The organism is Streptomyces sp. NPDC046122, assembly GCF_056429965.1.
Genome location: NZ_JBWKLQ010000002.1, coordinates 644,985 through 671,626, shown reverse-complemented (window position 1 = coordinate 671,626; position 26,642 = coordinate 644,985). Strand labels below are relative to the sequence as shown.

At 70.3% G+C, this 26,642-nt stretch carries 28 protein-coding genes and 1 tRNA gene; 17 read left to right on the top strand and 12 right to left on the bottom strand.

Going from position 1 to position 26,642, the window contains the following annotated elements; genetic code table 11:
- Window positions 1-42 precede the first annotated feature (42 nt).
- From AC07FK_RS07925 to AC07FK_RS07915, 3 genes are all read right to left on the bottom strand, one after another.
- Complete coding sequence (locus tag AC07FK_RS07925) at window positions 43-939, bottom strand: DUF4429 domain-containing protein (RefSeq protein ID WP_479103532.1); 897 nt, start codon at window positions 937-939, stop codon at window positions 43-45.
- Between the two features lie 96 nt (window positions 940-1,035).
- Window positions 1,036-2,247 (bottom strand): alpha/beta hydrolase, encoded by a 1,212-nt coding sequence (locus tag AC07FK_RS07920; RefSeq protein WP_479103530.1) that lies wholly within the window; start codon window positions 2,245-2,247, stop codon window positions 1,036-1,038.
- 86 nt (window positions 2,248-2,333) lie between these two features.
- On the bottom strand, window positions 2,334-3,026 hold the full coding sequence (locus tag AC07FK_RS07915; RefSeq protein WP_479103528.1) for a TetR family transcriptional regulator: 693 nt from the start codon (window positions 3,024-3,026) through the stop codon (window positions 2,334-2,336).
- A 116-nt stretch (window positions 3,027-3,142) separates the two neighbouring features.
- Between AC07FK_RS07915 and AC07FK_RS07910 the strand changes: the two genes are divergently transcribed.
- From AC07FK_RS07910 to AC07FK_RS07900, 3 genes are all read left to right on the top strand, one after another.
- Window positions 3,143-4,750 carry an MFS transporter gene (locus AC07FK_RS07910; protein WP_479103527.1) on the top strand — a complete coding sequence of 536 codons (1,608 nt, stop codon included), beginning with the start codon at window positions 3,143-3,145 and terminating at the stop codon, window positions 4,748-4,750.
- 152 nt (window positions 4,751-4,902) lie between these two features.
- Window positions 4,903-5,265, top strand: a complete 363-nt coding sequence (locus tag AC07FK_RS07905; RefSeq protein ID WP_479103938.1) for a peptidase inhibitor family I36 protein — start codon at window positions 4,903-4,905, stop codon at window positions 5,263-5,265.
- An 82-nt stretch (window positions 5,266-5,347) separates the two neighbouring features.
- Window positions 5,348-5,611, top strand: a complete 264-nt coding sequence (locus AC07FK_RS07900; RefSeq protein ID WP_479103526.1) for a small hydrophobic protein — start codon at window positions 5,348-5,350, stop codon at window positions 5,609-5,611.
- On the opposite strand, the gene AC07FK_RS07895 is transcribed toward AC07FK_RS07900, so the two are convergent.
- Window positions 5,593-6,414 (bottom strand): potassium channel family protein, encoded by an 822-nt coding sequence (locus tag AC07FK_RS07895; protein ID WP_479103525.1) that lies wholly within the window; start codon window positions 6,412-6,414, stop codon window positions 5,593-5,595. The genes AC07FK_RS07900 and AC07FK_RS07895 overlap by 19 nt on opposite strands.
- A 78-nt stretch (window positions 6,415-6,492) precedes the next feature.
- Window positions 6,493-9,225 carry a pyruvate dehydrogenase (acetyl-transferring), homodimeric type gene (aceE, locus tag AC07FK_RS07890; protein ID WP_479103523.1) on the bottom strand — a complete coding sequence of 911 codons (2,733 nt, stop codon included), beginning with the start codon at window positions 9,223-9,225 and terminating at the stop codon, window positions 6,493-6,495.
- Window positions 9,226-9,656: 431 nt separating this feature from the next.
- Between aceE and AC07FK_RS07885 the strand changes: the two genes are divergently transcribed.
- From AC07FK_RS07885 to AC07FK_RS07860, 6 genes are all read left to right on the top strand, one after another.
- Complete coding sequence (locus AC07FK_RS07885; protein WP_138894401.1) at window positions 9,657-10,085, top strand: DUF3052 domain-containing protein; 429 nt, start codon at window positions 9,657-9,659, stop codon at window positions 10,083-10,085.
- A gap of 140 nt (window positions 10,086-10,225) precedes the next feature.
- Window positions 10,226-10,693, top strand: coding sequence for a peroxiredoxin (locus tag AC07FK_RS07880; RefSeq protein ID WP_479103521.1), 468 nt, complete (start codon window positions 10,226-10,228; stop codon window positions 10,691-10,693).
- A 123-nt stretch (window positions 10,694-10,816) separates the two neighbouring features.
- The gene (locus tag AC07FK_RS07875; protein ID WP_215129775.1) at window positions 10,817-11,392 is read left to right on the top strand and encodes a TerD family protein; all 576 of its coding nucleotides are present in this window, start codon (window positions 10,817-10,819) and stop codon (window positions 11,390-11,392) included.
- Between the two features lie 89 nt (window positions 11,393-11,481).
- Entirely contained in the window at window positions 11,482-12,057 is a 576-nt protein-coding gene (locus AC07FK_RS07870) for a TerD family protein (protein WP_479103519.1), read from the top strand.
- Between the two features lie 49 nt (window positions 12,058-12,106).
- Window positions 12,107-13,255: a DUF475 domain-containing protein gene (locus AC07FK_RS07865; RefSeq protein ID WP_479103518.1), complete on the top strand. Its 1,149-nt coding sequence runs from the start codon at window positions 12,107-12,109 to the stop codon at window positions 13,253-13,255.
- A 126-nt stretch (window positions 13,256-13,381) separates the two neighbouring features.
- Window positions 13,382-14,119, top strand: a complete 738-nt coding sequence (locus tag AC07FK_RS07860; RefSeq protein WP_479103516.1) for a TerD family protein — start codon at window positions 13,382-13,384, stop codon at window positions 14,117-14,119.
- Window positions 14,120-14,153: 34 nt separating this feature from the next.
- Here the strand turns inward: AC07FK_RS07860 and AC07FK_RS07855 are convergent, their stop codons facing one another.
- Window positions 14,154-15,002, bottom strand: a complete 849-nt coding sequence (locus AC07FK_RS07855; RefSeq protein ID WP_479103515.1) for a TerD family protein — start codon at window positions 15,000-15,002, stop codon at window positions 14,154-14,156.
- Between the two features lie 177 nt (window positions 15,003-15,179).
- Between AC07FK_RS07855 and AC07FK_RS07850 the strand changes: the two genes are divergently transcribed.
- The 3 genes from AC07FK_RS07850 to AC07FK_RS07840 are packed head-to-tail and all read left to right on the top strand — an operon-like array spanning window position 15,180 to window position 19,658.
- Window positions 15,180-16,340 (top strand): HpcH/HpaI aldolase/citrate lyase family protein, encoded by a 1,161-nt coding sequence (locus tag AC07FK_RS07850; RefSeq protein ID WP_479103513.1) that lies wholly within the window; start codon window positions 15,180-15,182, stop codon window positions 16,338-16,340.
- A 1-nt stretch (window position 16,341) separates the two neighbouring features.
- The gene (locus AC07FK_RS07845) at window positions 16,342-18,834 is read left to right on the top strand and encodes a phosphoribosyltransferase (RefSeq protein ID WP_479103512.1); all 2,493 of its coding nucleotides are present in this window, start codon (window positions 16,342-16,344) and stop codon (window positions 18,832-18,834) included.
- On the top strand, window positions 18,831-19,658 hold the full coding sequence (locus AC07FK_RS07840) for an HAD family hydrolase (protein WP_479103511.1): 828 nt from the start codon (window positions 18,831-18,833) through the stop codon (window positions 19,656-19,658). The genes AC07FK_RS07845 and AC07FK_RS07840 overlap by 4 nt, the downstream gene beginning before the upstream one ends.
- Here AC07FK_RS07840 and AC07FK_RS07835 read toward each other — a convergent pair.
- A complete protein-coding gene (locus AC07FK_RS07835) occupies window positions 19,627-20,253 on the bottom strand; it encodes a DedA family protein (protein ID WP_479103509.1) in 627 nt (208 codons plus the stop codon). The genes AC07FK_RS07840 and AC07FK_RS07835 overlap by 32 nt on opposite strands.
- Before the next feature lie 74 nt (window positions 20,254-20,327).
- Here AC07FK_RS07835 and AC07FK_RS07830 point away from each other — a divergent pair, with 74 nt between their 5' ends.
- Entirely contained in the window at window positions 20,328-20,987 is a 660-nt protein-coding gene (locus tag AC07FK_RS07830; protein WP_479103507.1) for an O-methyltransferase, read from the top strand.
- Window positions 20,988-21,099: 112 nt separating this feature from the next.
- On the opposite strand, the gene AC07FK_RS07825 is transcribed toward AC07FK_RS07830, so the two are convergent.
- The 3 genes from AC07FK_RS07825 to AC07FK_RS07815 all read right to left on the bottom strand — a co-directional run bounded on the left by AC07FK_RS07825 (window position 21,100) and on the right by AC07FK_RS07815 (window position 23,554).
- Window positions 21,100-21,318 (bottom strand): FmdB family zinc ribbon protein, encoded by a 219-nt coding sequence (locus AC07FK_RS07825; protein WP_479103505.1) that lies wholly within the window; start codon window positions 21,316-21,318, stop codon window positions 21,100-21,102.
- A 29-nt stretch (window positions 21,319-21,347) separates the two neighbouring features.
- On the bottom strand, window positions 21,348-22,727 hold the full coding sequence (locus AC07FK_RS07820; protein ID WP_479103503.1) for a hypothetical protein: 1,380 nt from the start codon (window positions 22,725-22,727) through the stop codon (window positions 21,348-21,350).
- A 71-nt stretch (window positions 22,728-22,798) separates the two neighbouring features.
- Window positions 22,799-23,554, bottom strand: a complete 756-nt coding sequence (locus AC07FK_RS07815) for a DUF4097 family beta strand repeat-containing protein (protein ID WP_479103501.1) — start codon at window positions 23,552-23,554, stop codon at window positions 22,799-22,801.
- 237 nt (window positions 23,555-23,791) lie between these two features.
- Here AC07FK_RS07815 and AC07FK_RS07810 point away from each other — a divergent pair.
- From AC07FK_RS07810 to AC07FK_RS07795, 4 genes are all read left to right on the top strand, one after another.
- Window positions 23,792-23,866 (top strand) — tRNA-Val (locus AC07FK_RS07810).
- The gene (locus tag AC07FK_RS07805; protein ID WP_479103500.1) at window positions 23,834-24,205 is read left to right on the top strand and encodes a DUF6086 family protein; all 372 of its coding nucleotides are present in this window, start codon (window positions 23,834-23,836) and stop codon (window positions 24,203-24,205) included. The genes AC07FK_RS07810 and AC07FK_RS07805 overlap by 33 nt, the downstream gene beginning before the upstream one ends.
- A 73-nt stretch (window positions 24,206-24,278) precedes the next feature.
- Window positions 24,279-24,701, top strand: coding sequence for a hypothetical protein (locus AC07FK_RS07800; protein ID WP_479103498.1), 423 nt, complete (start codon window positions 24,279-24,281; stop codon window positions 24,699-24,701).
- Window positions 24,702-24,812: 111 nt separating this feature from the next.
- Window positions 24,813-25,037, top strand: a complete 225-nt coding sequence (locus tag AC07FK_RS07795; protein WP_479103497.1) for a cold-shock protein — start codon at window positions 24,813-24,815, stop codon at window positions 25,035-25,037.
- A gap of 136 nt (window positions 25,038-25,173) precedes the next feature.
- Here the strand turns inward: AC07FK_RS07795 and AC07FK_RS07790 are convergent, their stop codons facing one another.
- Both AC07FK_RS07790 and AC07FK_RS07785 read right to left on the bottom strand, forming a co-directional pair.
- Entirely contained in the window at window positions 25,174-26,010 is an 837-nt protein-coding gene (locus AC07FK_RS07790; protein WP_479103495.1) for a DUF2637 domain-containing protein, read from the bottom strand.
- Entirely contained in the window at window positions 26,003-26,341 is a 339-nt protein-coding gene (locus AC07FK_RS07785; protein WP_479103493.1) for a hypothetical protein, read from the bottom strand. Before AC07FK_RS07785 ends, AC07FK_RS07790 begins: the two co-directional genes overlap by 8 nt.
- Window positions 26,342-26,642: the final 301 nt, after the last annotated feature.

Here is a 26,642-nt window from a genome sequence, read left to right as displayed (position 1 = left end):
ACGACACGGGACCGGGACGCCGGCCGGTCGCCCCGCTCGCCGCTACAGCTCCGCGAGCAGCTCCGCCTTCTTCGCGGTGAACTCCTCGTCCGTGACCAGGCCCGCCTCGCGCAGGTCGCCGAGGTGGCGTATCCGCTCCGCGATGTCGGCGGGGTCGCGCCGCGCGCCGACGGCCACCGGCACGGGGGCGGCCGGCTCCCCGCCCAGCGGGGGCGGCGCGATGCCCGTGCGCACCGCTCCGAGCACCGCTGCGGCGAACGGCAGGGACTCGTGCACCGGGCCGTACCCGAGGCCGAAGACGACGGCGGCGGGGTCCTGGTCCGCCTGGGCCGGCTGCGGCGGGGACCCGGGCAGGCCGGCGTCGCGCCGCAGCAGCCGCAGGTGTCCGTCGAAGACGTCGGGGGAGCGCCACTCCACGCCGTCCAGCTCCCGCACGTGGAAGTTCTGGTCGCCCGCCTTCCACTTCGCGGAGGACGCGCCCGTCCAGAACCAGCGGAAGGAGACCCGCGACCCGTCGAAGGACGCCTTGCCGTCGTACGCCTTGAAATGGAGCGGCCCCTGCGGCGCGGCCACCAGGAAGTTCTCGGCGGGCGTCTTCGCCTCGGGGGCGAGCACGGCGCGCAGCTCGTCGCCGTAGTACTCCGCGAGGGTCTCCCGCTCGGCCGGGAGGACCAGCCGGTACGGGTCGCAGCCGTCCCGCAGCTGTCCGGCAGCCGCCTCCATCAGCGGGTCGGCACCCGGTCTCGGGGTCGCGTGCAGAACGACTGTGCCGCGCTTGCCCGGCGTCAGGGTCACCGACGCCAGCGCCTCGTGCGGGACACGTCGCTCGCCGAGCGCCTGGAACAGCTTCGGCGTGCGGATCCCCCGTTCGAAGCGGATGAGCACGGAGTCGCTCTCGAACTCCCAGGTGGCATGAATTCCGGCCAGCACATCACCCATGCGGCTCATCGTATGCGGCGTGCGCCCGTGCGTCGCCCCTCGGTGCCGGCCACAATGTTCCGGCCGTCCTCCGTTCGCCACGGGGTTCTACGCGCGTCAGTTCGCTTCCGCACCGGAAATCCCACTCCGGCAGGCCCCGTCGTCGCCGGCGCAGCGCACCGTGGAGTACGAGCCGACGCCTATGCCGGCGAAGTTGCTGAGACTCGTCGTGCCGGGCTCGAAATATCCCGTGTGGCCGACCGCGCCGGACGCCGAGACGACCCGCGCCCCGAATTCAGGAGTCACCGGGTCCGCGCCGTGGCCGAGCCCGCCGACCTCGAGGTACGGCACGTCCTGGATCCAGTCGTCGTGGTCCCGGGTGGCCCACACCCGCGCGCCGGTGCGCAGCTCCTTCGCGCTCTCGACCCGCATGCCGGGGCTGCCGGCGACCGCGATGTCGGAGACCCGCGCCGGCAGCAAGGGCGCGGCGACGCCGCACACCACCGAGCCGTAGCTGTGGCAGAACAGCGACACCTTCGAGTCTCCGGGCAGCGCCCGCACGAGGGCGTCGAGCCGCTTCGAGCCGTACCTGGCGAGCCGGCCGATGGCCGCGTCCATGCCGACGCCCGCGGGCGACGTGTAGTCGGCCCAGGCGATGACGGCGGTACGGGTGCGGGGCGCCGCGGCGCGCTCGGCGGCGTACAGCGACTTCGCCATGCCCACCGGGGCGGTGTACCTGCGGCGCGTCCGCTCGAAGTTCACCACATTGGTGTCGACGCCGGGCACGACCACGGACACCCGTTCGGCACGGCCCAGGTCGCCGAAGACCTCGGCGACCTGCCCGGAGCCCACGGGGTCGAACGCGAGGATCTGCCGTCCCTCGCCCATCAGCGACGCGAAGCGCTGCAGCCGGCGCTGCGCGGTCTGGCGGCCCACCGGGGTGAGCCGCTCGTCGTGCATCCGCTGCCACTCGACCTTCCGCGCCCGGTCCAGCGCCAGATGGTTCGCCCGGTAGCGCAGAGTGAGCGGGACGCCGTTCAGATTGCCGACGACCAGCGGGAAGCGGTCGACGAGCCGGGTGCGCTGAGAGGCGGTCAGACCGGCGAAGAAGCGGGCGAACCGGTCGGGCGCCGATCCGGCCTCCGGCAGGGGGCGGCCGTCGATGCCCCCGCGGGCCCACGCCGCCAACGACGCCGCGCGGAGATCGGGGTCGCCCTTCTGGTGACGTATCGCGGTCCACCCCGTGGTGGCCAGCAGGACGAACACCACGGCGAGAGCGAGCAGAGCGCGCCATGCGGTGAGGGTGGGGGAGGTGTCGAAGGAAGTCACTGCCCGCCACCCTAGGAGAAGCCAGGGGCTCGCCGTGAAGTCCGTGACGCACATCACGTTTCAACGCGACGGAGGTTGATGCTCCGTCACGCTTCGTGCATACCGGGCGTGCCCGGCGTACGCGCCGGGGCGCGCCAGTCCGCCGCGAGCGCCGGTTCGAGGTGGTCCAGGTACAGCTCGGTCAGCGATCTGATCGCCTCCATGCTGGCGTCCTCGCCCTGCCCCCACAGCCGCCCGGTGACGCGCATGACGCCGGTGAACGCCGCGACGGCGATGCGCGGCCGCGGATCGGCGTCGAGGTCGAGCCCCTCGCGGTCCGCGACGATCCGGGCGATCCGCTCCTCCAGCTCGGTGGAGCGGCGCAGATGCGCGGCGAGCAGGGCGGGCGTCGACTCGATCATCAGGTAGGCGCGCATGTGCAGTTCGACCGGTACGACGGCTTCGATCGCCTCGCCGATGGAGTTCCAGGCGCACAACACCGCGTTGCGCATGGCGGTGAACGGCCGCTCCTGCGCCGGGCGCACGAGCAGCTCCGTCACGAAGTGCGACTCCACCATCTCCTGGACGGCGAAGGCGACTTCCTCCTTGCTCGCGAAGTAGCGGAAGAAGGTGCGCTGGGAGACCTCGACGGCGTCGGCGATCTCGTCGACGGTCGTGTGCTCGTATCCCTGGGTGGTGAAGAGCTCCAGCGCCACCCGCAGCAGGGCGTCGCGGGTGCGCTGCTTCTTGCGCTCGCGCAGTCCCGTCGTCGGCTCGCCGGCCGCCTGCTGCTCGGTCATTCGTAGGTACGCCTCTTCCGCCTTTGTCCAGCTCAGGATACCTGTGAGCTATGTGACAGTTACCGGCTTGTGAATTCGTTTGTCAACTGTCAGCGGCTGACACTAGCGTGGTCGGTATGACTAGTCAGACCACCATCGACAAGGCGCCGCCGCCGCAGGATCCCGCACCCGCGCCGGCCAAGGGGCTCCGTGGCCACCCCTGGCTGACGCTCTTCTCCGTGGCGATCGGCGTGATGATGGTCGCGCTCGACGGCACGATCGTCGCCATCGCCAACCCGGCCATCCAGAAGGACCTCGGAGCCTCGCTCGCCGACGTCCAGTGGATCACCAACGGCTATCTGCTCGCCCTCGCCGTCGCGCTGATCACCGCGGGCAAGCTGGGCGACCGCTTCGGCCACCGCCAGACCTTCCTGATCGGCATAGCCGGTTTCGCCCTCGCCTCCGGGGCCATCGGCCTCTCCAGCGAGATCGCCCTGGTCATCGCCTTCCGTGTGCTCCAGGGGCTCTTCGGCGCGCTCCTCATGCCGGCCGCACTCGGCCTGCTCCGCGCCACCTTCCCCGCCGAGAAGCTCAACATGGCCATCGGCATCTGGGGCATGGTCATCGGCGCCTCCACCGCGGGCGGCCCGATCGTCGGCGGTCTGCTCGTCGAGCACGTCAACTGGCAGTCCGTCTTCTTCATCAACGTGCCGGTCGGCGTCGTCGCCCTGGTCTTCGGCCTGGTGATCCTGAAGGACCACCGCGCGGCCAACGCCCCGCGCTCCTTCGACATCCCCGGCATCGTGCTGCTCTCGGGCGCGATGTTCGCCCTCATCTGGGGCATCATCAAGGCCGGCGAGTGGGGCTGGGACAGCCCCAGCACGTGGATGTGGCTGGGCGCCTCCATCGTCCTCTTCGCCGTCTTCGCGTTCTGGGAGACGAAGGTCGCGGAACCGCTCATCCCGCTCGCGATGTTCCGCTCCGTCCCGCTCTCCGCGGGCGTCGTGCTCATGGTCCTCATGGCCATCGCCTTTATGGGCGGCCTGTTCTTCGTGACGTTCTTCCTCCAGGGCGTGCACGGCATGAGCCCGGTCGACAGCGGCCTGCACCTGCTGCCGCTGACCGGCATGATGATCGTCTCCTCGCCGCTGGCGGGCGTGCTCATCACCAAGTTCGGCCCGCGCGTGCCGCTGGTCGGCGGCATGGTCGCCACCGCGGTCGCCATGTTCGGCATGACGACCCTCTCGGCCGACACCAGCACGTTCATGATGTCCCTCTGGTTCGGTCTCCTCGGCCTCGGTCTCGCGCCGGTCATGGTCGGTGCGACCGAGGTCATCGTCGGCAACGCCCCGATGGAGCTCTCCGGCGTCGCCGGCGGTCTCCAGCAGGCGGCCATGCAGGTCGGCGGCGCACTCGGCACCGCCGTCCTCGGCGCGATCATGTCGGCCAAGGTGAGCGCCGACTTCGCGGGGAACTGGAAGGAAGCGGGCATCCCGATTCCGGCCGACCCCAAGCTGGAGGAGGCTGCCGAGTTCGCCGCCGTACCGGCGAAGGAGCTCGCCAAGGCCGGCCTGGAACCGCCGGTGATCGAGAAGATCGGCGCGGTCATCCATGACACGTTCGTGTCGGGCATGCACCTCGCCTTCACCGTCGCCGGTGTCGTCGCGGTCGTCGCCGCACTCGTCGCCACCCTGACGAAGCGCGGCGAGAACGCGGACGCGGCCGCGGGCGGCGCCCACATCTGACGTCAACCCCGTGCGTACGACAGCCCCGCCGGACGGTTCCGGCGGGGCTGTCGCCTATCCGGGTGGAACAGCCCCGCGGATCTTCCGGAACGGCGTCCGCCCAGCTCAGGGTGGGGCAACTGATCCGCACGACACGGGGGTTGATTCCGATGATGCGTACGACCGTCCTCGCGGCCGGGGCCCTGGCCCTCACCGCGCTGCTGCCGCAGCCCGCCCACGCCGGACCGCCGCGCCTCGGTGCCTGCGCGCCCGGCGAGCTCTGCCTGTGGCAGAAACCGGACTTCAAGGGAGCGCGCCAGACCCACGAGCTGTCCGGCGTCGACCTCGAGAGCTGCGTCCTGCTGCCGCCCGGCGCCGACGCCCAGTCCGTCGCCAACCGCACCGGGCGGCCGGTCACGACGTACCAGTCCGCCGAGTGCGCCGAGACGGGCGAGTTCGAGACGTACCCGGGCGGCGGTACGTGGGTGCCCCAGTCGCCCTACCGTGTGCGGGCCTTCAAGGTGTGGCAGAACTGAGGGGGATGCGCGCGCGAAAGCGGGGCAACCGGTGGTCAAGCCCGGATCACACGAATTCCAGGGCACGACCTAGGGAGTGACCATGGCGAGCAACAGCCGCGCACACAGCCCGTCCAACACCAGCGCCCTCAGCTGGGTCTCGCTCATCTGCGGCATCGTCGGCTTCTTCACCTTCGGCATCGTCCTCGGTCCGGTCGCGCTGATCACCGGCTGGATCGCCATGGGCAAGCGCTTCAACACCGGCAACGTGCCCGCCATGATCGGCTTCGTACTCGGCCTGATCATCACCGTCCTCGCGGTCATCGCTCTGATAAGCGGTGCGGCCGTCTACGGCATGTCGATCTGACGCGGCTGCTCCGACCGCCGAGGTGCAGGGGCCGTCCTCACGGGCGGCCCCTCACCCGTGCCGGGAGCCGCAGCCGCCGCCCCGGACGTCAGCTCCGAGACCTGCGCCCGCAGCGCCCGCACTTCCTCCGTGAGCAGCGCGATGGCGGCCGTCTGGCGGCGCTCCTCGACGTCGTCCCGGTCGAAGCGGGAGATGAACCAGGCGGCGATGTTCGCCGTCACCACACCGAGCAGTGCGATGCCCGAGAGCATCAGCCCCACCGCCAGCACCCGGCCGAGACCGGTCGTGGGGGAGTGGTCGCCGTAGCCGACGGTCGTCATCGTCGTGAACGACCACCACACGGCGTCACCCAGCGTCTTGATGTTCCCGTCCGGAGAATCCCGCTCGACCTCCAGCACGGCCAGCGAGCCGAACATCAGCAGACCCACGACCGAGCCGCCGACGTACGTCGTGAGCTGGATCTGCGGCGCCATCCTGGCCCGCCGGCCGACCAGCAGCAGCGTGGAGACGAGCCGCAGCAGCTGGAGCGGGCGCAGCAGCGGCAGCAGTACGGCGAGCAGGTCCAGCGGATGCCTGCGGACGAACAGCCACCTGTCCCCGGACAGGGCCAGCCGTACGACGTAGTCCAGGGCGAACGCCCCCCACACCACCCACTCGGTCGCCAGGCACAGCCGGTGCACCGCCTCGTCGGCGTCGGGAGCCACGATCGGCACCGCGTACGCCAGGGCGAACGCCCCCGCGAGTCCGAGCAGGAGCTTGTGTGTGCGCTCTTCCCAGCGGATCCGCGCGGTCTGCACCTTCATGCCCGCATCGTAGGGAACGCCGAAGGGCGGCGAGACCCCAGGAGGTCCCGCCGCCCTTCGCGTGGGTTCGAGGAGTGCCTACGCGTCGCCCCCGGCCGCGCCCGGGTCCGCCGCCGTCACGTCCAGCAGCTGGTAGCGGTCGACCGCCTGCTTGAGCGCCGAGCGGTCGATCCTGCCCTCCCTGGCGAGCTCGGTGAGCACCGCCAGGACGATCGACTGGGCGTCGATGTGGAAGTAGCGGCGGGCCGCCCCGCGCGTGTCGGCGAAACCGAAGCCGTCCGCGCCGAGCGAGGTGTACGTACCCGGCACCCAGCGGGAGATCTGGTCGGGAACCGCGCGCATCCAGTCCGAGACCGCGACGAACGGACCCTGCGCACCGGAGAGCTTCTGCGTGACGTACGGGACGCGCATCTCCTCCTCCGGGTGCAGCAGGTTGTACTCGTCCACCGCGACGGCGTCACGGCGCAGCTCGTTCCAGGAGGTGGCGGACCAGACGTCCGCCTTGACGTTCCACTCCTCGGCGAGGATCCGCTGCGCCTCGACCGCCCACGGGACCGCCACGCCGGAGGCCATGATCTGGGCCGCGATCTCGCCCTTCTCGCCCTCCTTGAAGCGGTAGATGCCCTTGAGGATGCCCTCGGCGTCCACGTTCTCGGGCTCGGCCGGGTGCTGGATCGGCTCGTTGTAGACGGTCAGGTAGTAGAAGACGTCCTCGGCGTTCTCGCCGTACATCCTCTTGAGACCGTCCTGCACGATGTGCGCGATCTCGTACCCGAACGCCGGGTCGTAGCTGACGCAGCCCGGGTTCGTCGACGCGAGCAGCTGCGAGTGGCCGTCCGCGTGCTGGAGGCCCTCACCGGTCAGCGTCGTACGGCCGGCGGTCGCGCCCAGCACGAAGCCGCGCGACAGCTGGTCGGCCATCTGCCAGAACTGGTCGCCGGTCCGCTGGAAGCCGAACATCGAGTAGAAGACGTAGACCGGGATCAGCGGCTCGCCGTGCGTCGCGTACGCCGAGCCCGCGGCGATCAGCGAGGCCGTGCAGCCCGCCTCGGAGATGCCGTCGTGCAGCATCTGACCGGTGGGGGACTCCTTGTACGCGAGCAGCAGGTCGCGGTCGACCGCCTCGTACTGCTGACCCAGCGGGTTGTAGATCTTCGCACTCGGGAAGAAGGCGTCCATGCCGAAGGTGCGGTACTCGTCGGGCGCGATCAGCACGAAGCGCTTGCCGATCTCCTTGTCCCGCATGAGGTCCTTCAGGACGCGCACGAACGCCATGGTCGTGGCGATCGACTGCTGGCCGGACCCCTTCTTCGCAGCCGCGTACGTCTTCTCGGCCGGCAGCGGCAGCGGCTTCGCCCGCACGACACGGGTCGGTACGTACCCGCCCAGCGCGTTGCGCCGGTCGTGCATGTACTGGATCTCCTCGGACTCGCGGCCCGGGTGGTAGTACGGCGGGTAGCCCTCGTCCAGCTGCTTGTCCGTGATCGGGATGTGCAGCCGGTCGCGGAAGCGCTTCAGGTCCTCGACCGTCAGCTTCTTCATCTGGTGGGTCGCGTTGCGGCCCTCGAAGTTCGGCCCCAGCGTCCAGCCCTTGACGGTCTGGGCCAGGATCACGGTCGGCTGGCCCTTGTGCGCCTTGGCCGCCGCGTACGCCGCGTACACCTTCTTGTGGTCGTGACCGCCGCGTCCCAGGTGCAGGATCTGGTCGTCGGTCATGTTCTCGACCATGGCCCGCAGCCGGTGGTCGTCGCCGAAGAAGTGGTTGCGGATGTACGCGCCCGTCTCCGTGGCGTACGTCTGGAACTGGCCGTCCGGGGTCGTGTTGAGCTTGTTGACCAGCACGCCGTCGCGGTCCTGCGCGAGCAGCGGGTCCCAGCTCCGGTCCCAGACCAGCTTGATGACGTTCCAGCCGGCGCCGCGGAACTGCGACTCCAGCTCCTGGATGACCTTGCCGTTGCCGCGCACCGGGCCGTCGAGGCGCTGCAGGTTGCAGTTGACGACGAAGGTCAGGTTGTCCAGGCCCTCACGGGCGGCGATGGACAGCTGGCCGAGCGACTCGGGCTCGTCCATCTCGCCGTCGCCGAGGTACGCCCAGACGTGCGACTTGGAGGTGTCGGCGATGCCGCGCGCCTCCATGTAGCGGTTCATCCGGGCCTGGTAGATCGCGCCGAGGGGGCCGAGGCCCATCGAGACGGTCGGGAACTCCCAGAAGTCCGGCATCAGCCGCGGGTGCGGGTACGACGACAGCCCGTTCGGAGCCTTCGACTTCTCCTGGCGGAAGGCGTCGAGCTGCGCCTCGCTCAGCCGGTCCAGCAGGTACGCGCGGGCGTAGATGCCCGGCGAGGCGTGCCCCTGGAAGAAGATCTGGTCGCCGCCGTCGCCCTCGTCCTTGCCGCGGAAGAAGTGGTTGAAGCCGACGTCGTACAGAGAGGCGGAGGAGGCGAACGTGGCGATGTGACCGCCCACGCCGATCCCCGGACGCTGCGCACGCGACACCATCACGGCCGCGTTCCAGCGGGTCGCGTTGAGGACCTTGCGCTCGATCTCCTCGTTGCCGGGGAAGAACGGCTCGTCCTTGGTGGCGATGGTGTTGACGTAGTCCGTGCTGCGCATCTCGGGCACGGCCACGCGCTTCTCGCGCGCCCGCTCGATGAGGCGCAGCATCAGGTAGCGGGCGCGCTCGCGGCCCCGCTCGTCGACGGCGGCGTCGAGGGAGTCGAGCCATTCCTGGGTTTCTTCAGGATCGAAGTCCGGGACCTGGCTCGGAAGGCCGCCAATGATGATCGGATTACGATCGGATCCGGAAGCCACGCTGTTCCTTCGCTGGTTGGGTCGTGAGGGGTGTCGCGCCGCCTCCATCGTGTACCCCTGAATCGCAAACGTCATCTCTACTGAGGGGTAACCCCACTCGGTACGAGGCTCGGCGTCCGCCCGGGGATGGGTCCGGCCAAATCGCAACCTTACGCCCAGTCCGTCCGTGCGTTCGGTGCGGCGGCTCGGGTCCGAATGGCCCACCGAAGCCGCGTAGGCTTACAAACGTGTCGCAATGGTGTGGGATGGATCACCGGGACCGCTTACGGCCTGGTCTGGAGTTGCGGTGAACCGGCCCCATCCGTCACCGTTTCGGCTGTCTCCACCGCCGGGTACTTGCGCGATCGGTCCCGCACGTGTGGACTACGGCCAACGCCCACGCACGCGCGTGGACTGAAGGTATTCCCCAAAACATGATCAGGAGGCAATCCGTGAGCGCGACCGCGGACCACGCGGAGGAGCGGACCAACCCGGCAGTACGCCTGGGGTTCGTGCCCGGACAGGTGGTCCAGGAGATCGGCTACGACGACGACGTCGAGCAGGAACTCCGTGAGGGCATTGAGGCGATCACCGGCCAGGACATCGTCGACGAGGACTACGACGACGTCGCCGACGTCGTCGTGCTGTGGTTCCGTGACGAGGACGGCGACCTTACGGACGCGCTGGTGGACGCCATCGGTCTGCTCGAGGACGGCGGCACGGTGCTGCTGCTGACCCCGAAGACCGGCCGCGACGGCTACGTCGAGCCGAGCGACATCAGCGAAGCCGCCCAGACGGCGGGTCTGTCCCAGACCAAGACCGTCAGCGCGGGCAAGGACTGGAGCGCCGGCCGGCTGGTGACCCCCAAGGGCAAGCGCTGAGCCACCGCCGCGTCCGAGCAGACTCCTCATGAGCAGGCTGCGCCCAAGGCGAAACAGGGCCTCCGCCGACATTCGTCGGCGGAGGCCCTGTGCGTAGGCTGGCGGGACACAGACGGCCCAACGAGGGGATGGCGCATCCAATGGCGATCGAGGTCGGTACGCCGGCACCGGACTTCGTGCTGAAGGACAACCACGGCCGCACGGTCCGGCTGTCCGACTTCCGCGCTCCCGGCGACGCCAGGAACGTGGTGCTGCTCTTCTACCCGTTCGCCTTCACCGGCGTGTGCACGGGCGAGCTCCGCGAGCTGAACGACGCGCTCGCGAGGTTCGTCAACGACGACGTACAGCTGCTCGCCGTGTCCACCGACTCCATCCACACCCTCCGCGTCTACGCCGAGCAGGAGGGCTTCGCGTACCCGCTCCTGTCGGACTTCTGGCCGCACGGCGCGGCCTCGCGCGCGTACGGCGTCTTCGACGAGCACAAGGGCTGCGCCGTGCGCGGCACCTTCGTCATCGACCGGGAGGGCGTCGTGCGCTGGAGCGTCGTCAACCCGATGTCGGACGCGCGTGACCCCGCCGATTACCTCAAGGTGCTCGAGTCGCTCTGAGCGCCCGAAAAATCGGGACACCGGGCGTGCTGCGCGAGGGAACCGGTCACTAGGATCGAGTCGTTGATCCGATGCCAGCGCATTACGGGGGTCCTCGGCCCCCCGACACACATGGGAGGACTCGTGGGCGTCAGCCTCAGCAAGGGCGGCAACGTCTCGCTGACCAAGGCAGCCCCCAACCTGACCGCGGTCATCGTCGGTCTCGGCTGGGACGCTCGTACCACCACCGGGGGTGACTTCGACCTCGACGCCAGCGCCCTGCTGACCAACGCTGAGGGCAAGGTCACCAACGACTCGAACTTCGTCTTCTTCAACAACCTCAAGAGCCCCGACGGCTCGGTCGAGCACCTCGGCGACAACACCACCGGTGAGGGCGAGGGCGACGACGAGGTCATCAAGGTGAACCTCGCCGGCGTGCCGGCCGACGTCGCCAAGATCGTGTTCCCGGTCTCCATCTACGAGGCCGAGGCCAGGCAGCAGAGCTTCGGCCAGGTCCGCAACGCGTACATCCGCGTCGTGAACCAGGCCGACAACACGGAGCTGGCGCGCTACGACCTGAGCGAGGACGCCTCGACCGAGACCGCGATGGTCTTCGGCGAGCTGTACCGCAACCAGGCGGAATGGAAGTTCCGGGCCATCGGCCAGGGTTACGCCTCGGGCCTGCGCGGCATCGCGCAGGACTTCGGCGTCAACGTCTGAGCGAGCTCTGTCCCGTCCGGCGCCGCACCGTGCGTGCGGCGCCGGACGCGCCTCACACTCATTCCGTACCGCGGGGAGGAAGCAAGATCATGGGTGTCACGCTCGCCAAGGGAGGCAACGTCTCCCTCTCCAAGGCCGCACCGAATCTCACCCAGGTGCTGGTCGGTCTCGGCTGGGACGCGCGCTCCACCACCGGAGCGCCCTTCGACCTCGACGCCAGTGCTCTGCTGTGCCAGAACGGCCGCGTCCTCGGCGACGAGTTCTTCGTCTTCTACAACAACCTCAAGAGCCCGGAGGGCTCGGTCGAGCACACCGGGGACAACCTCACCGGTGAGGGTGAGGGCGACGACGAGTCGATGATCGTCGACCTCACCCTGGTGCCGGAGAACTGCGACAAGATCGTCTTCCCGGTGTCCATCCATGACGCCGACAATCGCGGCCAGACGTTCGGCCAGGTCAGCAATGCCTTCATTCGCGTGGTCAATCAGGCGGACGGTCAGGAACTGGCCCGCTACGACCTCTCCGAGGACGCCTCCAGCGAGACGGCGATGATCTTTGGAGAGGTTTACCGGTACGGCGGGGAATGGAAGTTCCGAGCCGTAGGACAGGGGTATGCGTCGGGCCTGCGGGGCATCGCCCTAGACTTCGGGGTCAACGTTTCGTAAAGCCGCGCACGGCGCGGGGGAGACCCGTACTTACACGATGGGGTAGCCAGTGGTTCTGAAAACCTTCGGCTGGTCGTTTGCCGTCACGGCACTCGGACTGGCCTTCGCCGCCTGGCAGTGGGGGTGGGAGGCGTTCGGGGTCGTACTGATCCTGTCGATCCTCGAAATCTCGCTGTCGTTCGACAACGCGGTCGTCAACGCCGGAATCCTGAAGAAGATGAATGCCTTCTGGCAGAAGATCTTCCTCACGATCGGCATCCTGATCGCCGTCTTCGGTATGCGGCTGGTCTTCCCTGTCGCCATCGTCGCGATCAGCGCCAAGGTCGGGCCCATCGAGGCCGTCCAGCTCGCAATGGACAAGCCCGAGCAGTACGAGGCCTTGGTCACGGACGCCCACCCGGCGATCGCGGCCTTCGGTGGCATGTTCCTGCTCATGATCTTCCTGGACTTCATCTTCGAGGACCGGGACATCAAGTGGCTCGGCTGGCTCGAGCGCCCGCTGGCCAAGCTCGGCAAGGTCGACATGCTGTCGGTCTGCATCGCGCTGATCGTCCTGCTCGGCACGGCGATGACCTTCGCGACGCACGCGCACACCAGCTCGGGATACCAGGACAAGTCGGCCACGGTGCTGCTCTCCGGCGTCGCCGGCCTGATCACGTACCTCGTCGTCGGCGGCCTCTCCAGCCACTTCGAGAACAAGATCGAGGAGGAAGAGGAACGGGAGCACGAGGAGGAGGAGAAGGCCAAGGCACAAGGCAAGCAGGTGTCGGCCGTCGGCCTCGCCGGCAAGGCCGCGTTCTTCCTCTTCCTCTACCTGGAAGTCCTCGACGCCTCGTTCTCGTTCGACGGTGTCATCGGCGCCTTCGCCATCACGAACCACATCTTCTGGATGGCGCTCGGCCTCGGCATCGGCGCGATGTACGTACGGTCGCTGACGGTCTACCTGGTCCGCCAGGGCACCCTCGACGACTACGTCTACCTGGAGCACGGCGCGCACTACGCGATCGGCGCGCTCGCCGTCATCCTGCTGATCACGATCGAGCACGAGATCAGCGAGATCATCACCGGTCTCGTCGGTGTCCTCCTGATCGCCGCCTCGTTCCTGTCCTCGATCCGCCGCAACAAGCGGCTCGCGGCGGCCGAGGGCGGCTCCGGGCCGGGCTCGGGGGACAAGACTGAGGTCCCGTCCGGGGTGTGACCCGGTAGGGATTGAGGAACGCTCTGAGCGGGGCGGTCACGAGGCATCGGCCTCGGGGCCGCCCCGCCGCCCGTGCGGCGGGCTCGGCGGGGACGTGTACGAAGACACCCTGGGGGTGGGGGCGCAATGACCATCTGGGACAGCCTGCGGCGGGACAGGGCGGGCGATCCGTTCGCGTCCGGCAACGCGAGCAACGCGATCGAGCTGACCAGGCGCAACCCTTCGGTATCGCTCACCAAGCAGGGCGCGACCAGCGGCAACCTGCGCGTCAACCTGTCGTGGCGGATGCGCACCTCGGACATCGGGGGCAAGCGGCGGCGCAGCGTCAGTCCGCTGCGCAGCCCGTTGAAGTTCTTCCAGCCGGAACTGGTGCAGGCGCACACCCAGGGCGTCGTCAACGTGGACCTCGACCTGGGATGCCTGTACGAGCTGGCGGACGGCACGAAGGGCGTCGTGCAGCCGCTGGGCGGCTTCCTCGGCAACCTGAACGCGCCGCCGTACGTCCGGCTCAGCGGCGACGACCGGTTCGGCGCCCCGTCGGGCGAGACGATCTACGTCAACCTCGACCACCGCGAGGAGATCAAACGCCTGCTGGTCTTCGTCTACATCTACGACCAGACACCGGCGTTCGACCGCACGCACGCCGTGGTGACGCTCTTCCCGGGCAACGGCCCCCGCATCGAGATCGAGCTCGACGAGCGCGCCCCGCAGGCGCGCTCGTGCGCCGTCCTCACCGTCGAGAACGTCAAGGGGGACCTGGTGGTCCGCCGCGAGGTGAAGTTCGTCTACGGCTTCCAGGCGGAGCTGGACCGCCTGTACGGCTGGGGCCTCCAGTGGGGCCGCGGCTACAAGACGAAGACGTGACGGGAGCCCGGTGGGCCGGGGGGCGGCCCGGCCCCTAGGGGGAGCGTACGAACTGCGGCCCCTGGGGCGGCAGGCGGAAGTTCGGATCGGGTGCGAAGGCGGCGGCGGCCGCCGGCTGCGGATACCCGTAGGCGGGCTGTGTCGACGCCGACTGGGGGAAGCCGTAGGCGGAGGCCGGCGCTCCCTGGCCCGGGCTGTCGGCGGCCGGGGGGTATCCGTACGCGGGCTGCATGGGCTGGGTGGGTTCGGCCGGCGTCGCCGTCTGCGCCGCCGCGGTGTGGGCCTGCGTCTGTGCGGACGCCGCCTCGCCCGCCGCTTCCGAGCTCTCGGCCTCGTCCGTCTCGTCCACGGAGATGCCGTGGTCGGTCGCCAGCCCGATCAGCCCGTTGGAGTAACCCTCGCCCAGCGCCCGGAACTTCCATCCCTCGCCCCGCCGGTACAGCTCTCCGCAGATCAGCGCGGTCTCCGCCCCCGTCTCGGGCCTGACCTCGAAGTACGCGAGCGGGTCCGTACCCCCGGTGGCGGTGGCGTCGTACACCTCGATGCGCAGGTCGTGCACGCGCTCGAACGGCACCTCGTCCGTGGAGGCGACGATCAGCACGCGGTCCACAGCCGGTTCGAGCCCCGCGAGATCGGCCTGCACCGAGTCGGTGACGCCGTCGGGCAGCCGCTTCTTGCCCAGGCTGCGCACCAGCCCCGAGGGATGGCGGGGCTGGTTGTAGAAGACGAAGTCCTCGTCGGAGCGTACGCGTCGGTCGACGCCGAGCAGCAGCGCCGAGGCATCCACTTCGGGGACGTCGGGGCCGGGGGTCCAGCGCAGCACAGCCCTTACGGCTGTGGCTTCGAGCGGGACGTTCGAGCCCTTCAGCATGGCGTGCGTCATGCCTGTCATCCTGCCTTCCCGGGGCTCCCCCCTACAACGCGGGGGTGCTCACCGGCATGAACGGATATCCGTGGGTAACCTGAAATTCACGGACGCCGGGAACTCCTGTCGTCGTCCCTACGTACTATTACCGGCCATACACACGAGAGGCCGACACGGCAGCACGGGGGGATATTCATGCGTCATTTCGGGCATATCCCGCCTTCTGTCCGGGAGAACCTGTTCCACCGGGAGCCGGTCGTATTCGACGCCGGCTCCCCGGCCCGCACGCTCGCCGCCGCTCTCGGCGCCACGCTCTACAGTCCCGCCACCCGGCCGCGGCTCGCCGACGACGTGGTCAAGCAGGCGGGGCGCGGGGTCGTCTCGATGGTCCTGTGCCTGGAGGATTCCATCGACGACGCCGAAGTCGCCGGGGCCGAGGAGAACCTCGTCCGGCAGTTCGCGGAGCTCGACGCGCGCGGCGGAGAGCTGCCGCTGCTGTTCGTCCGGGTGCGCGAGCCGGCGCAGATCTCCGATCTGGTGCACCGGCTCGGCGCCTCCGCACGCCTGCTGTCCGGATTCGTACTGCCGAAGTTCACCGAGGAGCGCGGCGTCGCCTTCCTGGAGGCGCTCACGGCCGCGGAGGCCGCGAGCGGCCACCGGCTGTTCGCCATGCCGGTGCTCGAATCGCCGCAGCTGCTCCACCTGGAGACCCGCGCCGAGACGCTGCGCGGCATCGCCCGCACCGTCGACAAGTACCGCGACCGGGTGCTCGCGCTGCGCCTGGGCGTCACCGACTTCTGCTCGGCGTACGGGCTGCGCAGGGCGCCCGACATGACGGCGTACGACGTGCAGATCGTCGCCGGCGTCATCGCCGACGTGGTCAACGTGCTCGGCCGCTCGGACGGCACGGGCTTCACGATCACCGGCCCGGTCTGGGAGTACTTCCGGGTCCAGGAGCGGATGTTCAAGCCGCAGCTGCGCCGCAGCCCCTTCGTGGGGCAGGCGGAGGCGCTGCGCGCGTCGCTCATCGAGCACGACATGGACGGTCTGCTGCGGGAGATCTCGCTCGACCGGGCGAACGGCCTGCTCGGCAAGACGTGCATCCACCCCTCGCACGTCCTGCCCGTGCACGCGCTGTCGGTGGTCAGCCACGAGGAGTTCACCGACGCGCGGGACATCGCGCGGCCGGAGCGGGACGGTGGCGGAGTGATGCGCTCCGCGTATACGAACAAGATGAACGAAGTAAAGCCGCACCGCGCGTGGGCCGAGCGCACGCTGCTGCGGGCCGAGGTCTTCGGCGTCGCCCGCGAGGACGTCGGCTTCGTGGAGCTGCTGACAGCGGGGATATCCGACTGAGATGGGGATTGACGACGTGGTGTGGTCGGGATCGTGGGTCGCGGAGCGGCTCGGCGTCGAACTCGTCGGCGACGGCGAGGGACAGGGGCCGGGCGGGCTGCGCGATCTGCTGGGACTGGCCCTGCGCCGTAACCCCAAGCGGGCCCATCTGCTGGTGTCCAACGTGCTGGGCAAGCACGTGCCGCAGCTGCCGTCGCGGGTGTACGGAGCGGGCTTCGCGCTGGGCGAGGAGGTGCGGAAGCTGCTCGGCGACGAGGCCGCCGCCCGCGCGGTGGTCCTCGGATACGCGGAGACGGCGACCGGCCTCGGCCACGCCGTGGCCGACGGCATCGGTGTGGCGCCGTACCTGCACTCGACGCGCCGCCCGGTCGACGGCGTGGCGACGGCCGGCGGCTTTGAGGAGGCCCACTCGCACGCCACCTCCCACCTGCTGCTGCCGGAGGACCCCGCGCTGCTGGCCGGCGAGGGGCCGCTGGTCCTGGTCGACGACGAGTTCTCCACGGGCAACACGGTCCTCAACACCGTCCGCGACCTGCACGCGCGCTACCCGCGCCAGTGGTACGTGATCGTGGCGCTGGTCGACATGCGCTCGGCGCGCGACCGCGGGCGGCTGGAGGAGTTCGCGCGCGAGATCGGTGCCCGCGTCGACCTCGTCGCCCTGGCCTCGGGCACGGTCCGCCTCCCCGAGGACGTCCTGGCCAAGGGCCAGGATCTGGTGGCCCGGCACGAGCCCACGGCGGATGCCCGGGCGTCCACCGCCCCGGCGGGCCCCGGCGCCGCGCCCGTCCGGGTCGAGCTGGGCTGGCCCGCCGGCGTGCCCGACGGCGGGCGCCACGGCTTCACGCCCGCGCACCGGGCCGCGCTGGAGGCCGCGCTGCCCGGCATGGCCGAGCGCGTCGCCGGGGCGCTGCCGGACGGCGTCCGCCGCGTCCTCGTCCTCGGCTTCGAGGAGCTCATGTACGCGCCGCTCCGGCTCGCCACCGCCCTGGAGGAGCGCGTCGACGCCGAAGTCCGGTACTCGACCACGACCCGCTCGCCCGTGCTCGCCGTCGACGACCCCGGTTACGCGATACGCACCCGCATCGTCTTCCCGGCGCACGACGACCCCGCCGACGGCCCCGGCACGCGCTACGCCTACAACGTCGCCGGCGCCGGTTTCGACGCCGTCGTCGCCGTCGTCGACTCGGCAGCCGACACTCCCCGGCTGCACGCGCCCGACGGGCTGCTCGCGGGCCTCGCCGCCCACACCGGACACGTCGTCCTGGCGGTCGTACCGTCGTACACCCCCGGTGCGACCGGCACACCCGAACACGACCCCCGACGGCAGGAGCCGCACATGCCCGAGCCACTGCGCGGCCCCGCCTTCTCCTCCTACGCGCCCGAGGACGTCGGCTGGCTCCTCCAGGACCTGTCGGACGTCGAGCTGGAGGCCCCGACCGAGGAGCGCGAGGAAGCGATCCAGAGCGGCGGCGCGCACTACGCCGAGTCGCTGCCCGTCGAGTACCAGCCGACCGTCCAGTACCAGCAGCTCTTCAAGGCCGCCCTGGAGACCTCGGCGGCCCGCATCGCCAAGGCCGTCGCCACCGTCACCGAGACCGTCCTCGCCGAACGCTCCCCGCGCCCCGTGCTGGTCTCCCTCGCCCGCGCCGGCACACCCGTCGGCGTACTGATGCGGCGCTACGCCCAGCACCGCCACGGGCTCGACCTCCCGCACTACGCCGTCTCCATCGTCCGGGGCCGGGGCGTCGACGAGACGGCCCTGCGCTGGCTCGCCGCGCACCACGCCCCGGCCGACGTCGTCTTCGTCGACGGCTGGACGGGCAAGGGCGCGATCACCCGCGAACTGGCCCAGGCCCTGGACGCCTTCGCCGCGGCCACGGGCATCCGCGGCTTCGACCCGGAGATAGCCGTCCTCGCCGACCCCGGCGGCTGCGTGAAGACCTACGGCACCCGCGAGGACTTCCTCATCCCCTCCGCCTGCCTCAACTCCACCGTCTCCGGTCTCGTCTCCCGTACGGTGCTGCGGTCCGACCTGGTGGGCCCCGACGACTTCCACGGCGCGAAGTTCTACCGCGAACTCGCCGCCGACGACGTCTCCGGCCTCTTCCTCGACACGGTCGCCGCCCGCTTCGACGAGGTCGCCGGCGCCGTGGACGCCGAGGTCAAGGAACTGCTGTCGGCGGACCGCGCCCCCACCTGGGCAGGCTGGGCGGCCGTCGAGCGGATCAGCGAGGAGTACGGCATCCACGACGTGAACCTCGTCAAGCCCGGCGTCGGCGAGACCACCCGCGTCCTGCTGCGCCGCGTCCCCTGGAAGATCCTCGCCAAGCGCGACGCCGGCACCGACCTCGACCACGTACGGCTCCTGGCGGAGCAGCGCGGCGTCCCGGTCGAGGAGGTCGACGGGCTCCCGTACACCTGCGTCGGACTGATCCACCCCCAGTACACACGCGGCGCCACCGGCGCGGACGGCAAGGCGGTAGCAGCGAAGTGACCGGCCACCCGACCGTCCTGGTCGCCAGCGATCTCGACCGCACCCTGATCTACTCCACCGCCGCGCTCGCGCTGCGCATGCCCGACGCCGAGGCGCCGCGGCTGCTCTGCGTCGAGGTGTACCAGGGCAAGCCCCTCTCCTACCTCACGGAGACGGCCGCCGGCCTGATGGAACAGCTCGCCGCCCAGACCTGCTTCGTGCCGACGACCACCCGCACCCGCGAGCAGTACCACCGCATCCGGCTGCCGGTCCCCACGCCCCGCTTCGCGATCTGCGCCAACGGCGGCCACCTCCTGGTCGACGGAGTGTCCGACCCCGACTGGCAGGCCCAGGTGGCCACCCGGCTCGCGGACGAGTGCGCCACCCTGGCCGAGGTCCGCGCCCACCTCGTCGCCGCCGCCGACCCCGCCTGGCTGCTCAAGGAGCGGGTCGCCGAGGACCTCTTCGCCTACCTCGTCGTCGAACGCGCGCTGCTGCCGGACGAATGGGTCAAGGAACTCGGCGAGTGGGCGGAGCCGCGCGGCTGGACGGTCTCGCTCCAGGGCCGGAAGATCTACGCCGTACCGAAGCCGCTCACCAAGAGCGCGGCCATGCGCGAGGTGGCCCGCCGCAGCGGCGCCACCCTCACTCTCGCCGCCGGCGACTCCCTCCTCGACGCCGACCTGCTGCTGGCGGCGGACCGCGGCTGGCGGCCGGGACACGGCGAGCTGGCCGACACCGGCTGGACCGCCCCCCAGGTCACCGTCCTGCCGGAGGCGGGCGTCGCCGCGGGCGAGGAGATCCTGCGGTCCTTCATCCGCGCCGCCGGCCGGCGCCCGGCCTGAGCATCCGGCGGACCAGGAAGGCGAGCACCGCCAGCGCGGCGCCGGCCAGCACCACCTTCGAGTACGCGGACACGTACCCCGTCACGTCCTCCCAGTTCTCGCCCAGCGTGTAACCGGCGAGGACGAAGACGGCGTTCCAGATCGCGCTGCCGAGCGTGGTGAGGCCGAGGAAGACCGGCAGCGGCATGCGCTCGACGCCCGCGGGCACCGATATCAGGCTGCGGAACACCGGGATCATGCGCCCGAAGAACACCGCCTTGGCGCCGTGCCGGACGAACCATGCCTCGGTCCGCTCGATGTCGGACACCTTCACCAGCGGCAGCCGGGCGGCGATGGCGACGGTCCGCTCGCGCCCCAGCAGCGCCCCCACTCCGTACAGCGCGAGCGCACCGACCACCGAGCCCGCCGTGGTCCACAGCAGAGCGGCGGTCAGACTCATCTGCCCGGTACTGGCGGCGAAGCCGGCCAGCGGCAGGATCACCTCGCTGGGCAGCGGCGGGAACAGGTTCTCCAGCGCGATGGCAATGCCCGCGCCCGGTGCCCCGAGGGTGTCCATGAGCGAGTTGATCCACTGTGGTGCGCCGCTTCCGATCATGCGCGCCACCATAGAATTCGCTGCCTGAAGCCAGGCTGAAGAAGGCTTCCGGCCGACTACCGTGAAGGAACGCGATGAGCAAGGGAAACAGCACTCCGCTCACCGACGGGCTGTACGCCTACATGCTGGCGCACAACCCGCCGCTGGACGCCGAGCAGCGGGAGCTCGTCGAAACGACGTACCGGCAACTGCCGGGGCACGCGCGCATGCAGTCCGCCGAGGAGCAGGGCCCCCTCCTCGCCTTCCTCGTCCGGCTGACCCGGGCCCGGCACATCGTCGAGATCGGTACGTTCACGGGCTTCTCCGCACTGTCCATGGCACGGGCCCTGCCCGCCGACGGCCGCCTGATCACCTGCGACGTGTCGGAGGAATGGACGGCGTACGCACGCGAGGCGTGGGCGAAGGCGGGTGTCGCCGACCGCGTCGAGCTGCGCATCGGGCCCGCCCTCGACACCCTGCGCGCGATGCCCGACGAGCCGCACATCGACTTCGCCTACCTTGACGCGGACAAGCCCAACTACGTGCCGTACTGGGAGGAGTTGGTGCCCCGGATGCGGCAGGGCGGGGTGATCGCCACGGACAACGTCTTCTTCGGCGGCGGCGTCACGGACCCGGACGCCACGGGCGCGGCGGCAGCGATCAAGGAGTTCAACGATCGCGTGACGGGCGACGAGCGCATGGAGAGCGTCATGATCCCCGTGGCGGACGGGGTGACGCTCTCCCGGAAGCGCTGACCTCGGGGATGGCGGCGGCCGCGCGGAGCGTCGGCCTCGGGAAAGCGACGGTTGGTGCCGGCCACGGGAAGCGCCGGCCGCGAGGAGAGTCCGCCTCGGGACGTGCCGGGCGTCAGCCGCAGCACCCGCCGCCGCAGCACCCCCCGCCGCCGCCTGCGGACGGAGCGGGGGCGGCGGACCTGGCCGTGCCGCCCACGGCGACGGCCGACAGCAGCTTGACGGTGTCCTCGTGCCCGTCCGGGCAGACGGCGGGCGCGGAGGACTCGGCCATGGGCCGGTTGAGCTCGAAGCTGGTGCCGCAGGAGCGGCAGCGGTACTCGTAACGGGGCATGCACACAGGTTACTGAGTCGCCGCCGCGCTCAGGAGCCCGCGCCCCGTTCCTCCCGGATGTCCGAGACGACCCGCGCCACGGTCCGCCGTACCGCCTCCGTCTCGGTCAGGAAGTGCCAGTAGTCGGGGTGGCGGCCCTCCAGACCCGCGACGGCCCGCTCCAGCCGCGCCACCCCGTCGTCCAGCGGGCGGGCATGGCGCGGATCGGGAGTGTTCCGGCCGGCCATGGCCAGCCGTTGGGCGTCCCTGATCGCGAACCGCGTGCGGTCGATCTCGTGCTGCGGGTCCTTGGACACGGCGTTCAGGCGCTGGAGGCGGTCACCGGCCGCCGACACCGCCTCGTCGGTGGAGTTCAGCAGCGCCCGGACCGTGCTCAGCAGTGCGACGGCGTCGGGCCACCGCTGCTCGTCACGGGCCTTCGCCGCCTCCTTGATCTTCTCCTCGGCCTTGCGGACGGTGTCCGCGGTCTGCGCCGGCACCCCCTGGAGGTCCTGCCAGCAGGCAGCCGTGAACCGGCGGCGCAGCTCGCTCAGGACCGGCTCGACATGGCCCGCCCGGGTCGTCAGCGCCTGCGCCCGCGTCCGCAGCGACACCAGCCGCCGGTCGATCTCCGCCGCCCGCTCCGGCAGCCGCTCGGCCTCGGTCCGCACGGCCTCGGCGTCGCGCAGCACCTGGTCCGCGCGTCGCAGCGTCTCCGGCACGCCGTGCCGTCCGGCGCCCTGGTTGAGCCTGGTCAGCTCGGGTGCGAGGGCCGCGAGCCGCGCCGCGAGGTCGTCGGCCCGCAGCCCGGATGCCCGTACCGCGTCCAGCGCGTTGCTCGCCGCGAGCAGCGCCTGACGGGCCCGCTCCACGGCGGGCGCGAGCCGGGCGAGCTGCGACTCCGCCGTTTCGAGGAGCGGGCCGAGCCCTCGCGCGTACCGGTCCAGCTCGTCCTTGACCCGCACCAGCTCGTCCTTCGCACGGGTCAGCTCCGCGCGCGCCCTGGCGGCGGTGGCGGCCTCCAGGTCGTCGCGGTCGAGATCGTGCGCGTCGACGGCTGTGATGTACGTGTGGCTGACCTCGTCGATACGACGCCCCAGCGCGGCGAAGTCCTCCACGGCCTTGCGGCCCTGCGGCGAGCTGTCCACGGCCGTGATCGTCTCGATCGAGATCCGCAGGTCGCGCTGGGCCGTGTCCAGCTCGTAGAAGGCGGCTGCCGCGGCGTCCTTGGCGGCCTGGGCGTCGGCGCGGACGTTCTCCCCGCGGCCGCCGAACCACCGTCTCGTACCGCCGCCGGTGAAGGCGAGCGGGAGCGACGCGACGAGCAGCGGCACCGGCAGCAGCGCGAGCGTGACGACGTCCCTGACGGCACCCGCTGTCGTACGGCGGCGTACTCGCTGCGTGCACGGCTGCGCGTCTGTCGCCGTCACATCCCTCTCCCGTGCTGTGTCCGCCCCTGCCGGTTCATTCTCCCACCAGTAAGGACGAACACACGGGCGCGTTAGTTCGCGGTTCGGAGGGTGACTTCCCCGTTGTCGCTGCGCGCCCGCACCACGTGCCGGCTGTCGGCGTCGCGCGGCACGCCGATCTTGACGCCGCCGTTGTCGCTCCGCGCGGTGACGCTGTACGCGGCCTTGGGCAGGTCGATGCTGATGCCGCCGTTCTCGCTGTCGCTCTCCACCAGGTCGGGGACGGCCGTGAAGCTCATGCGGACACTTCCGTTGGCGGAGTCGGCGTCGACCCGCTTGGAGGAGATGCCCTCCGCGACGATGCCGCCGTTCTCGCTGGTCAGCTCCAGGGGCCCGCTGGAGTCCTTGACGGTGACCTCCCCGTTGTCGGCGCCGAGTCGCAGGGCGGTGTCGAAGCCGGACGCCGACACGGTTCCGTTGTCGTCCGTCACGGTCACGGCGACCCCGCGCGGCACCTTGATCCGGTGCCACGAATCGCAGTCGCTGGCGACCGCCTCGCAGCCCTGCCGCAGGATGAGCTTGCCGTCCTGCATCTTCCAGCTGGAATCGGGACCGTTCCCCATGAACACCCAGCCGTCGGTCCGCCGCGTGACCTCGACGTCCTTCACATCGGCCGGAACGAGCTCGATCTCGGAGTTCTCCGCGTCGATGGTCAGCTTCTTCCCGCTGAACGGGAACGACCGCTGCTCGGCGGGCGAGTCCTTCGCCTGTGCGCCACAACCACTCAGAGCGACCACGCCGACGACTGCCCCGCCGACGGCGAGCAAGGTGCGGGTACGAAGTGCCACGGTGATCGATCCCCCAAGTAGTGCCTCGTGTGAGCCTTCACCGTATGAGCGGTCCCTATACCGGCACGATGCGGCCCACCACCGAACGATGGTGGGGTTATCCCCCCAGCCCCCGCCGGCTCCGCCCTGCCACAGGCGGCCGCCCCCCTGGTCAGCAGCCTTCGGCCGCGCTTCCCGGCGACCATCGTCCGATTGCCATCCCTCGCCCGGATCCATGTACGCTGTTGCCTCATCCACGGGTGCGTAGCTCAGGGGTAGAGCGCTGCTCTTACAAAGCAGATGTCGGCGGTTCGAAACCGTCCGCGCCCACCAGTAGGAACACGACAAAGGTCCAGGTCACCGGTAGCAACCCGGAAGCCTGGGCCTTTCTCGTTCCGCCGCCTGTACGGCGGGGGAGTGGCGTCTGCGCAGGGCGCGGCGGAGTTCGTGCGACTGCCGACCGGCCTGACGGATACATCGCAGGGCAGCTGTGGCATAGAGCTGTCGACGTTCCGGGCGTGCGTGCAAGGTCTGTACGGCACTTACTCCTCGACTCGGAACCCGGTGCTGCACGGTCTGCCGCGCGGTCTTCTGGTCACCTCGCTCGCATGGCTGGACGGAACCGAAACGACGAGTATTCGGTTGGCCAGAACAGTTCGCCCGCCTGCATGATGGCTGCTTGGACCGGTTGCAGCACAGTGCTTGGCAGTACGTGGCGGAACAACTCCGTGTCGAGGAGCTCCCGATGCTCGCTGCGCTTGCGCTCGTCGATGGCCGCGATTCCCCGGCCCTGCGCGAGTTGGCCGGCCTGCCGCGCCGGGGCGATGAGGCTGAGATCCGGCAGCTGTACGTCGAAGCTCTGCACGAACTCGATGTGCCGGTTCCGGACGCGGAGACCGCCGGCCGTTGTCTCCTCGTGAGCCTCGCCTTCGGTCTCACGGATGGCCGGCTGAGCCCCGGGGAAGTGGCTGACGGGCTGGGCATGGCGGTGGCAGCTCGCACCCGGGAGGAGATACGGTTCCTCTCCGTTGCGGCGGACTACAGCGAATGGATCAGCCCCGGCGACCTCCCGGAGTGGGAACGTGATCTGCGTACCGCAGCCCACTCGTTGGCTGCCTCCACGGACCTCGGGCCCAGCATCGGCGTAACCGGTTCGCGGCGTGACTGACGAAGTGGGCGCTCGGCCAGGTCGGGGAAGAGCCACGCTCTGGATGTCTCCGGCTTCCCGGACCGGGGTCCGCAGTACGCCGCCATGGACGCAAGCCATAAGGTCTCGCCCATGGTGATGGCGACTGTCCGCGAGTGGCGCGACGAGGAAGGGTGGGGCGTTCTCGACTCTTCCGAGACTCCTGGCGGCTGTTGGGGTCACTACTCCCGCATCCGCATGGAAGGTTTCCGCACACTGGCGCCAGGACAACGGGTGGATCTGCGGTGGGAGGCCCCCGGCTTCAGCCAGGACGGGTACGCCTACCGGGCAGTCGACATCGTGCCCCGGCCCGCCTGACAGCAACTTGGCCGAGCAGCCACTTCGTATGCCCAGTGGATGACGGCGGGCTTTTCACCAGTGCGAGCAGGTGCCGCAGCTGCGGGAAGCGGCCAGGCCGGACGAACGCCCCCCCGCACGCACCTTTGCCGCTGCATCAAGCCCGGGTATCGCTGTGAGGTGTCGGGGGCTTGGGCTGGCGGGTGGTGTTGCTGTGGCGGGGGGTGGCCTGGCGGGGCGGGCGGGTGAGGGTGATCTGGCGGACGAGCTGCTGGAAGCAGGCGAGTGCGGCGAGGGAGGGCAGGGCCGCCGCTGCGGCGTCGACCGGGGTGTGGGGGGCCTGCGCCACGCACAGGAGCATGGACACCGTCGAGAAGACGAGGACGACGGCCCAGGAGTGGGCGGCGCGGCGCTGGTGGAGAGCGGCGCGCAGGATGGAGAGGGACGCGACCATCCACGGTCCGTAGACCAGCAGCGGCCACCAGCCGACCGCGCCGGCCGAGGTGCGGTACTGGGCGAGGTGGCGCAGCGGGTCGTAGGTGACCATCCCGCCGAAGACGCAGACCATGGAGACCACGACGGCGGCGAGCGCGGCCAGTGCGAAGCTCGTCCGCTGCATGGCGCTGACCGCGCGTTTGCGCGAGCGGGGCCGGCGGCGGCCGGAGGGCGAAGGGGGCCGGACGGGCGGCAGTTCCGCCGTGATCTCCGTCAGGCCCGTGAGCGGTGAGTGGTCCGGCCCCGCGAGCGGAAAGTCTTCGGCGTCGGTGACCGTGGCCGGGTGGGAGCCCGGCAGGGTTGCGGTGCTCGCCTCGGCGGCGATGGCTTCCTGCAGCAGGTGGGCCAGTTCCTCCGCCGGGTCCCACGGGTCGATCGAAGAGAAGTGTTCGCCGCTGTAGGGGGCGGCGCCTGTGACGGGCGGCGCCCAGGCGGCGTGGGGGCCGGTCGGGGCGGGCGGTTCGGGACGACTGTGACGGCCGCGCCGGGTCTCATGCATGGAGGCTCTGCCCGCTCTGCTGGTTGCCGTGCCCGTCGGGCAGGGAGGAAGTGCGGGACTGCGCCACGAAGCCGTCCTCGATGTCCTCCATCACCACGACGAAGTCCTCGAGGACCGTGGAGGTGTACCGCAGAGGGATGCACCGGTCCTTGTCGCGTAACGTCGCGGCCGCTTCCCGGGCGAAGCGCACGGAGGACGGCGTGAAGACCCACGCTCCCATCCGTACGCCGGATGCGGGTGCGTCACCGGCCCGGAGCGCGGCCCCGGCCGCGTCGCTCTGCGCGCCGGGCACGTGACGCGTACCGCCGGGAGAATGGATCGCGTTCGTCATGATCCATCCAACTGTCCGGCTATTAAGCAGGATGCGCGGCAAACGGGTGGAGGCGTTGTCGCATATGGATGACGTCCTTCAAGTGGTTAATCAGTTCTGCAGGGACATGAGCTATAAGCCTTCCGGTTCTCTGTGCGTATACCGGGTCGGTCCAGTGTCCCGATTGGCCGTGAGTGCGTAACCAGGCATATGCCCATGCGTTATGCGGCATACTGTCGCACCCTTCCTGCGCGTCACGGGTGCAACGGGCCGACGTGACCCCTTGGTTGCGGAAATCCCTAGTGGCGGAAGATGGTAATTC

Excerpts from the sequence above, each read along its gene's own strand:
- AC07FK_RS07925 (WP_479103532.1), bottom strand. The coding sequence starts at position 939 with ATGGGTGATGTGCTGGCCGGAATTCATGCCACCTGGGAGTTCGAGAGC.
- AC07FK_RS07905 (WP_479103938.1), top strand. The coding sequence starts at position 4,903 with ATGCGTACGACCGTCCTCGCGGCCGGGGCCCTGGCCCTCACCGCGCTG.
- AC07FK_RS07785 (WP_479103493.1), bottom strand. The coding sequence starts at position 26,341 with ATGACGAACGCGATCCATTCTCCCGGCGGTACGCGTCACGTGCCCGGC.
- AC07FK_RS07860 (WP_479103516.1), top strand. The coding sequence starts at position 13,382 with ATGACCATCTGGGACAGCCTGCGGCGGGACAGGGCGGGCGATCCGTTC.
- AC07FK_RS07900 (WP_479103526.1), top strand. The coding sequence starts at position 5,348 with ATGGCGAGCAACAGCCGCGCACACAGCCCGTCCAACACCAGCGCCCTC.
- AC07FK_RS07880 (WP_479103521.1), top strand. The coding sequence starts at position 10,226 with ATGGCGATCGAGGTCGGTACGCCGGCACCGGACTTCGTGCTGAAGGAC.
- AC07FK_RS07845 (WP_479103512.1), top strand. The coding sequence starts at position 16,342 with ATGGGGATTGACGACGTGGTGTGGTCGGGATCGTGGGTCGCGGAGCGG.
- AC07FK_RS07795 (WP_479103497.1), top strand. The coding sequence starts at position 24,813 with ATGGTGATGGCGACTGTCCGCGAGTGGCGCGACGAGGAAGGGTGGGGC.
- AC07FK_RS07915 (WP_479103528.1), bottom strand. The coding sequence starts at position 3,026 with ATGACCGAGCAGCAGGCGGCCGGCGAGCCGACGACGGGACTGCGCGAG.
- AC07FK_RS07790 (WP_479103495.1), bottom strand. The coding sequence starts at position 26,010 with ATGCATGAGACCCGGCGCGGCCGTCACAGTCGTCCCGAACCGCCCGCC.
- AC07FK_RS07855 (WP_479103515.1), bottom strand. The coding sequence starts at position 15,002 with ATGACGCACGCCATGCTGAAGGGCTCGAACGTCCCGCTCGAAGCCACA.
- AC07FK_RS07835 (WP_479103509.1), bottom strand. The coding sequence starts at position 20,253 with ATGATCGGAAGCGGCGCACCACAGTGGATCAACTCGCTCATGGACACC.
- AC07FK_RS07870 (WP_479103519.1), top strand. The coding sequence starts at position 11,482 with ATGGGTGTCACGCTCGCCAAGGGAGGCAACGTCTCCCTCTCCAAGGCC.
- AC07FK_RS07830 (WP_479103507.1), top strand. The coding sequence starts at position 20,328 with ATGAGCAAGGGAAACAGCACTCCGCTCACCGACGGGCTGTACGCCTAC.
- AC07FK_RS07800 (WP_479103498.1), top strand. The coding sequence starts at position 24,279 with ATGCTCGCTGCGCTTGCGCTCGTCGATGGCCGCGATTCCCCGGCCCTG.
- AC07FK_RS07895 (WP_479103525.1), bottom strand. The coding sequence starts at position 6,414 with ATGAAGGTGCAGACCGCGCGGATCCGCTGGGAAGAGCGCACACACAAG.
- AC07FK_RS07910 (WP_479103527.1), top strand. The coding sequence starts at position 3,143 with ATGACTAGTCAGACCACCATCGACAAGGCGCCGCCGCCGCAGGATCCC.
- AC07FK_RS07825 (WP_479103505.1), bottom strand. The coding sequence starts at position 21,318 with ATGCCCCGTTACGAGTACCGCTGCCGCTCCTGCGGCACCAGCTTCGAG.
- AC07FK_RS07805 (WP_479103500.1), top strand. The coding sequence starts at position 23,834 with ATGTCGGCGGTTCGAAACCGTCCGCGCCCACCAGTAGGAACACGACAA.
- AC07FK_RS07850 (WP_479103513.1), top strand. The coding sequence starts at position 15,180 with ATGCGTCATTTCGGGCATATCCCGCCTTCTGTCCGGGAGAACCTGTTC.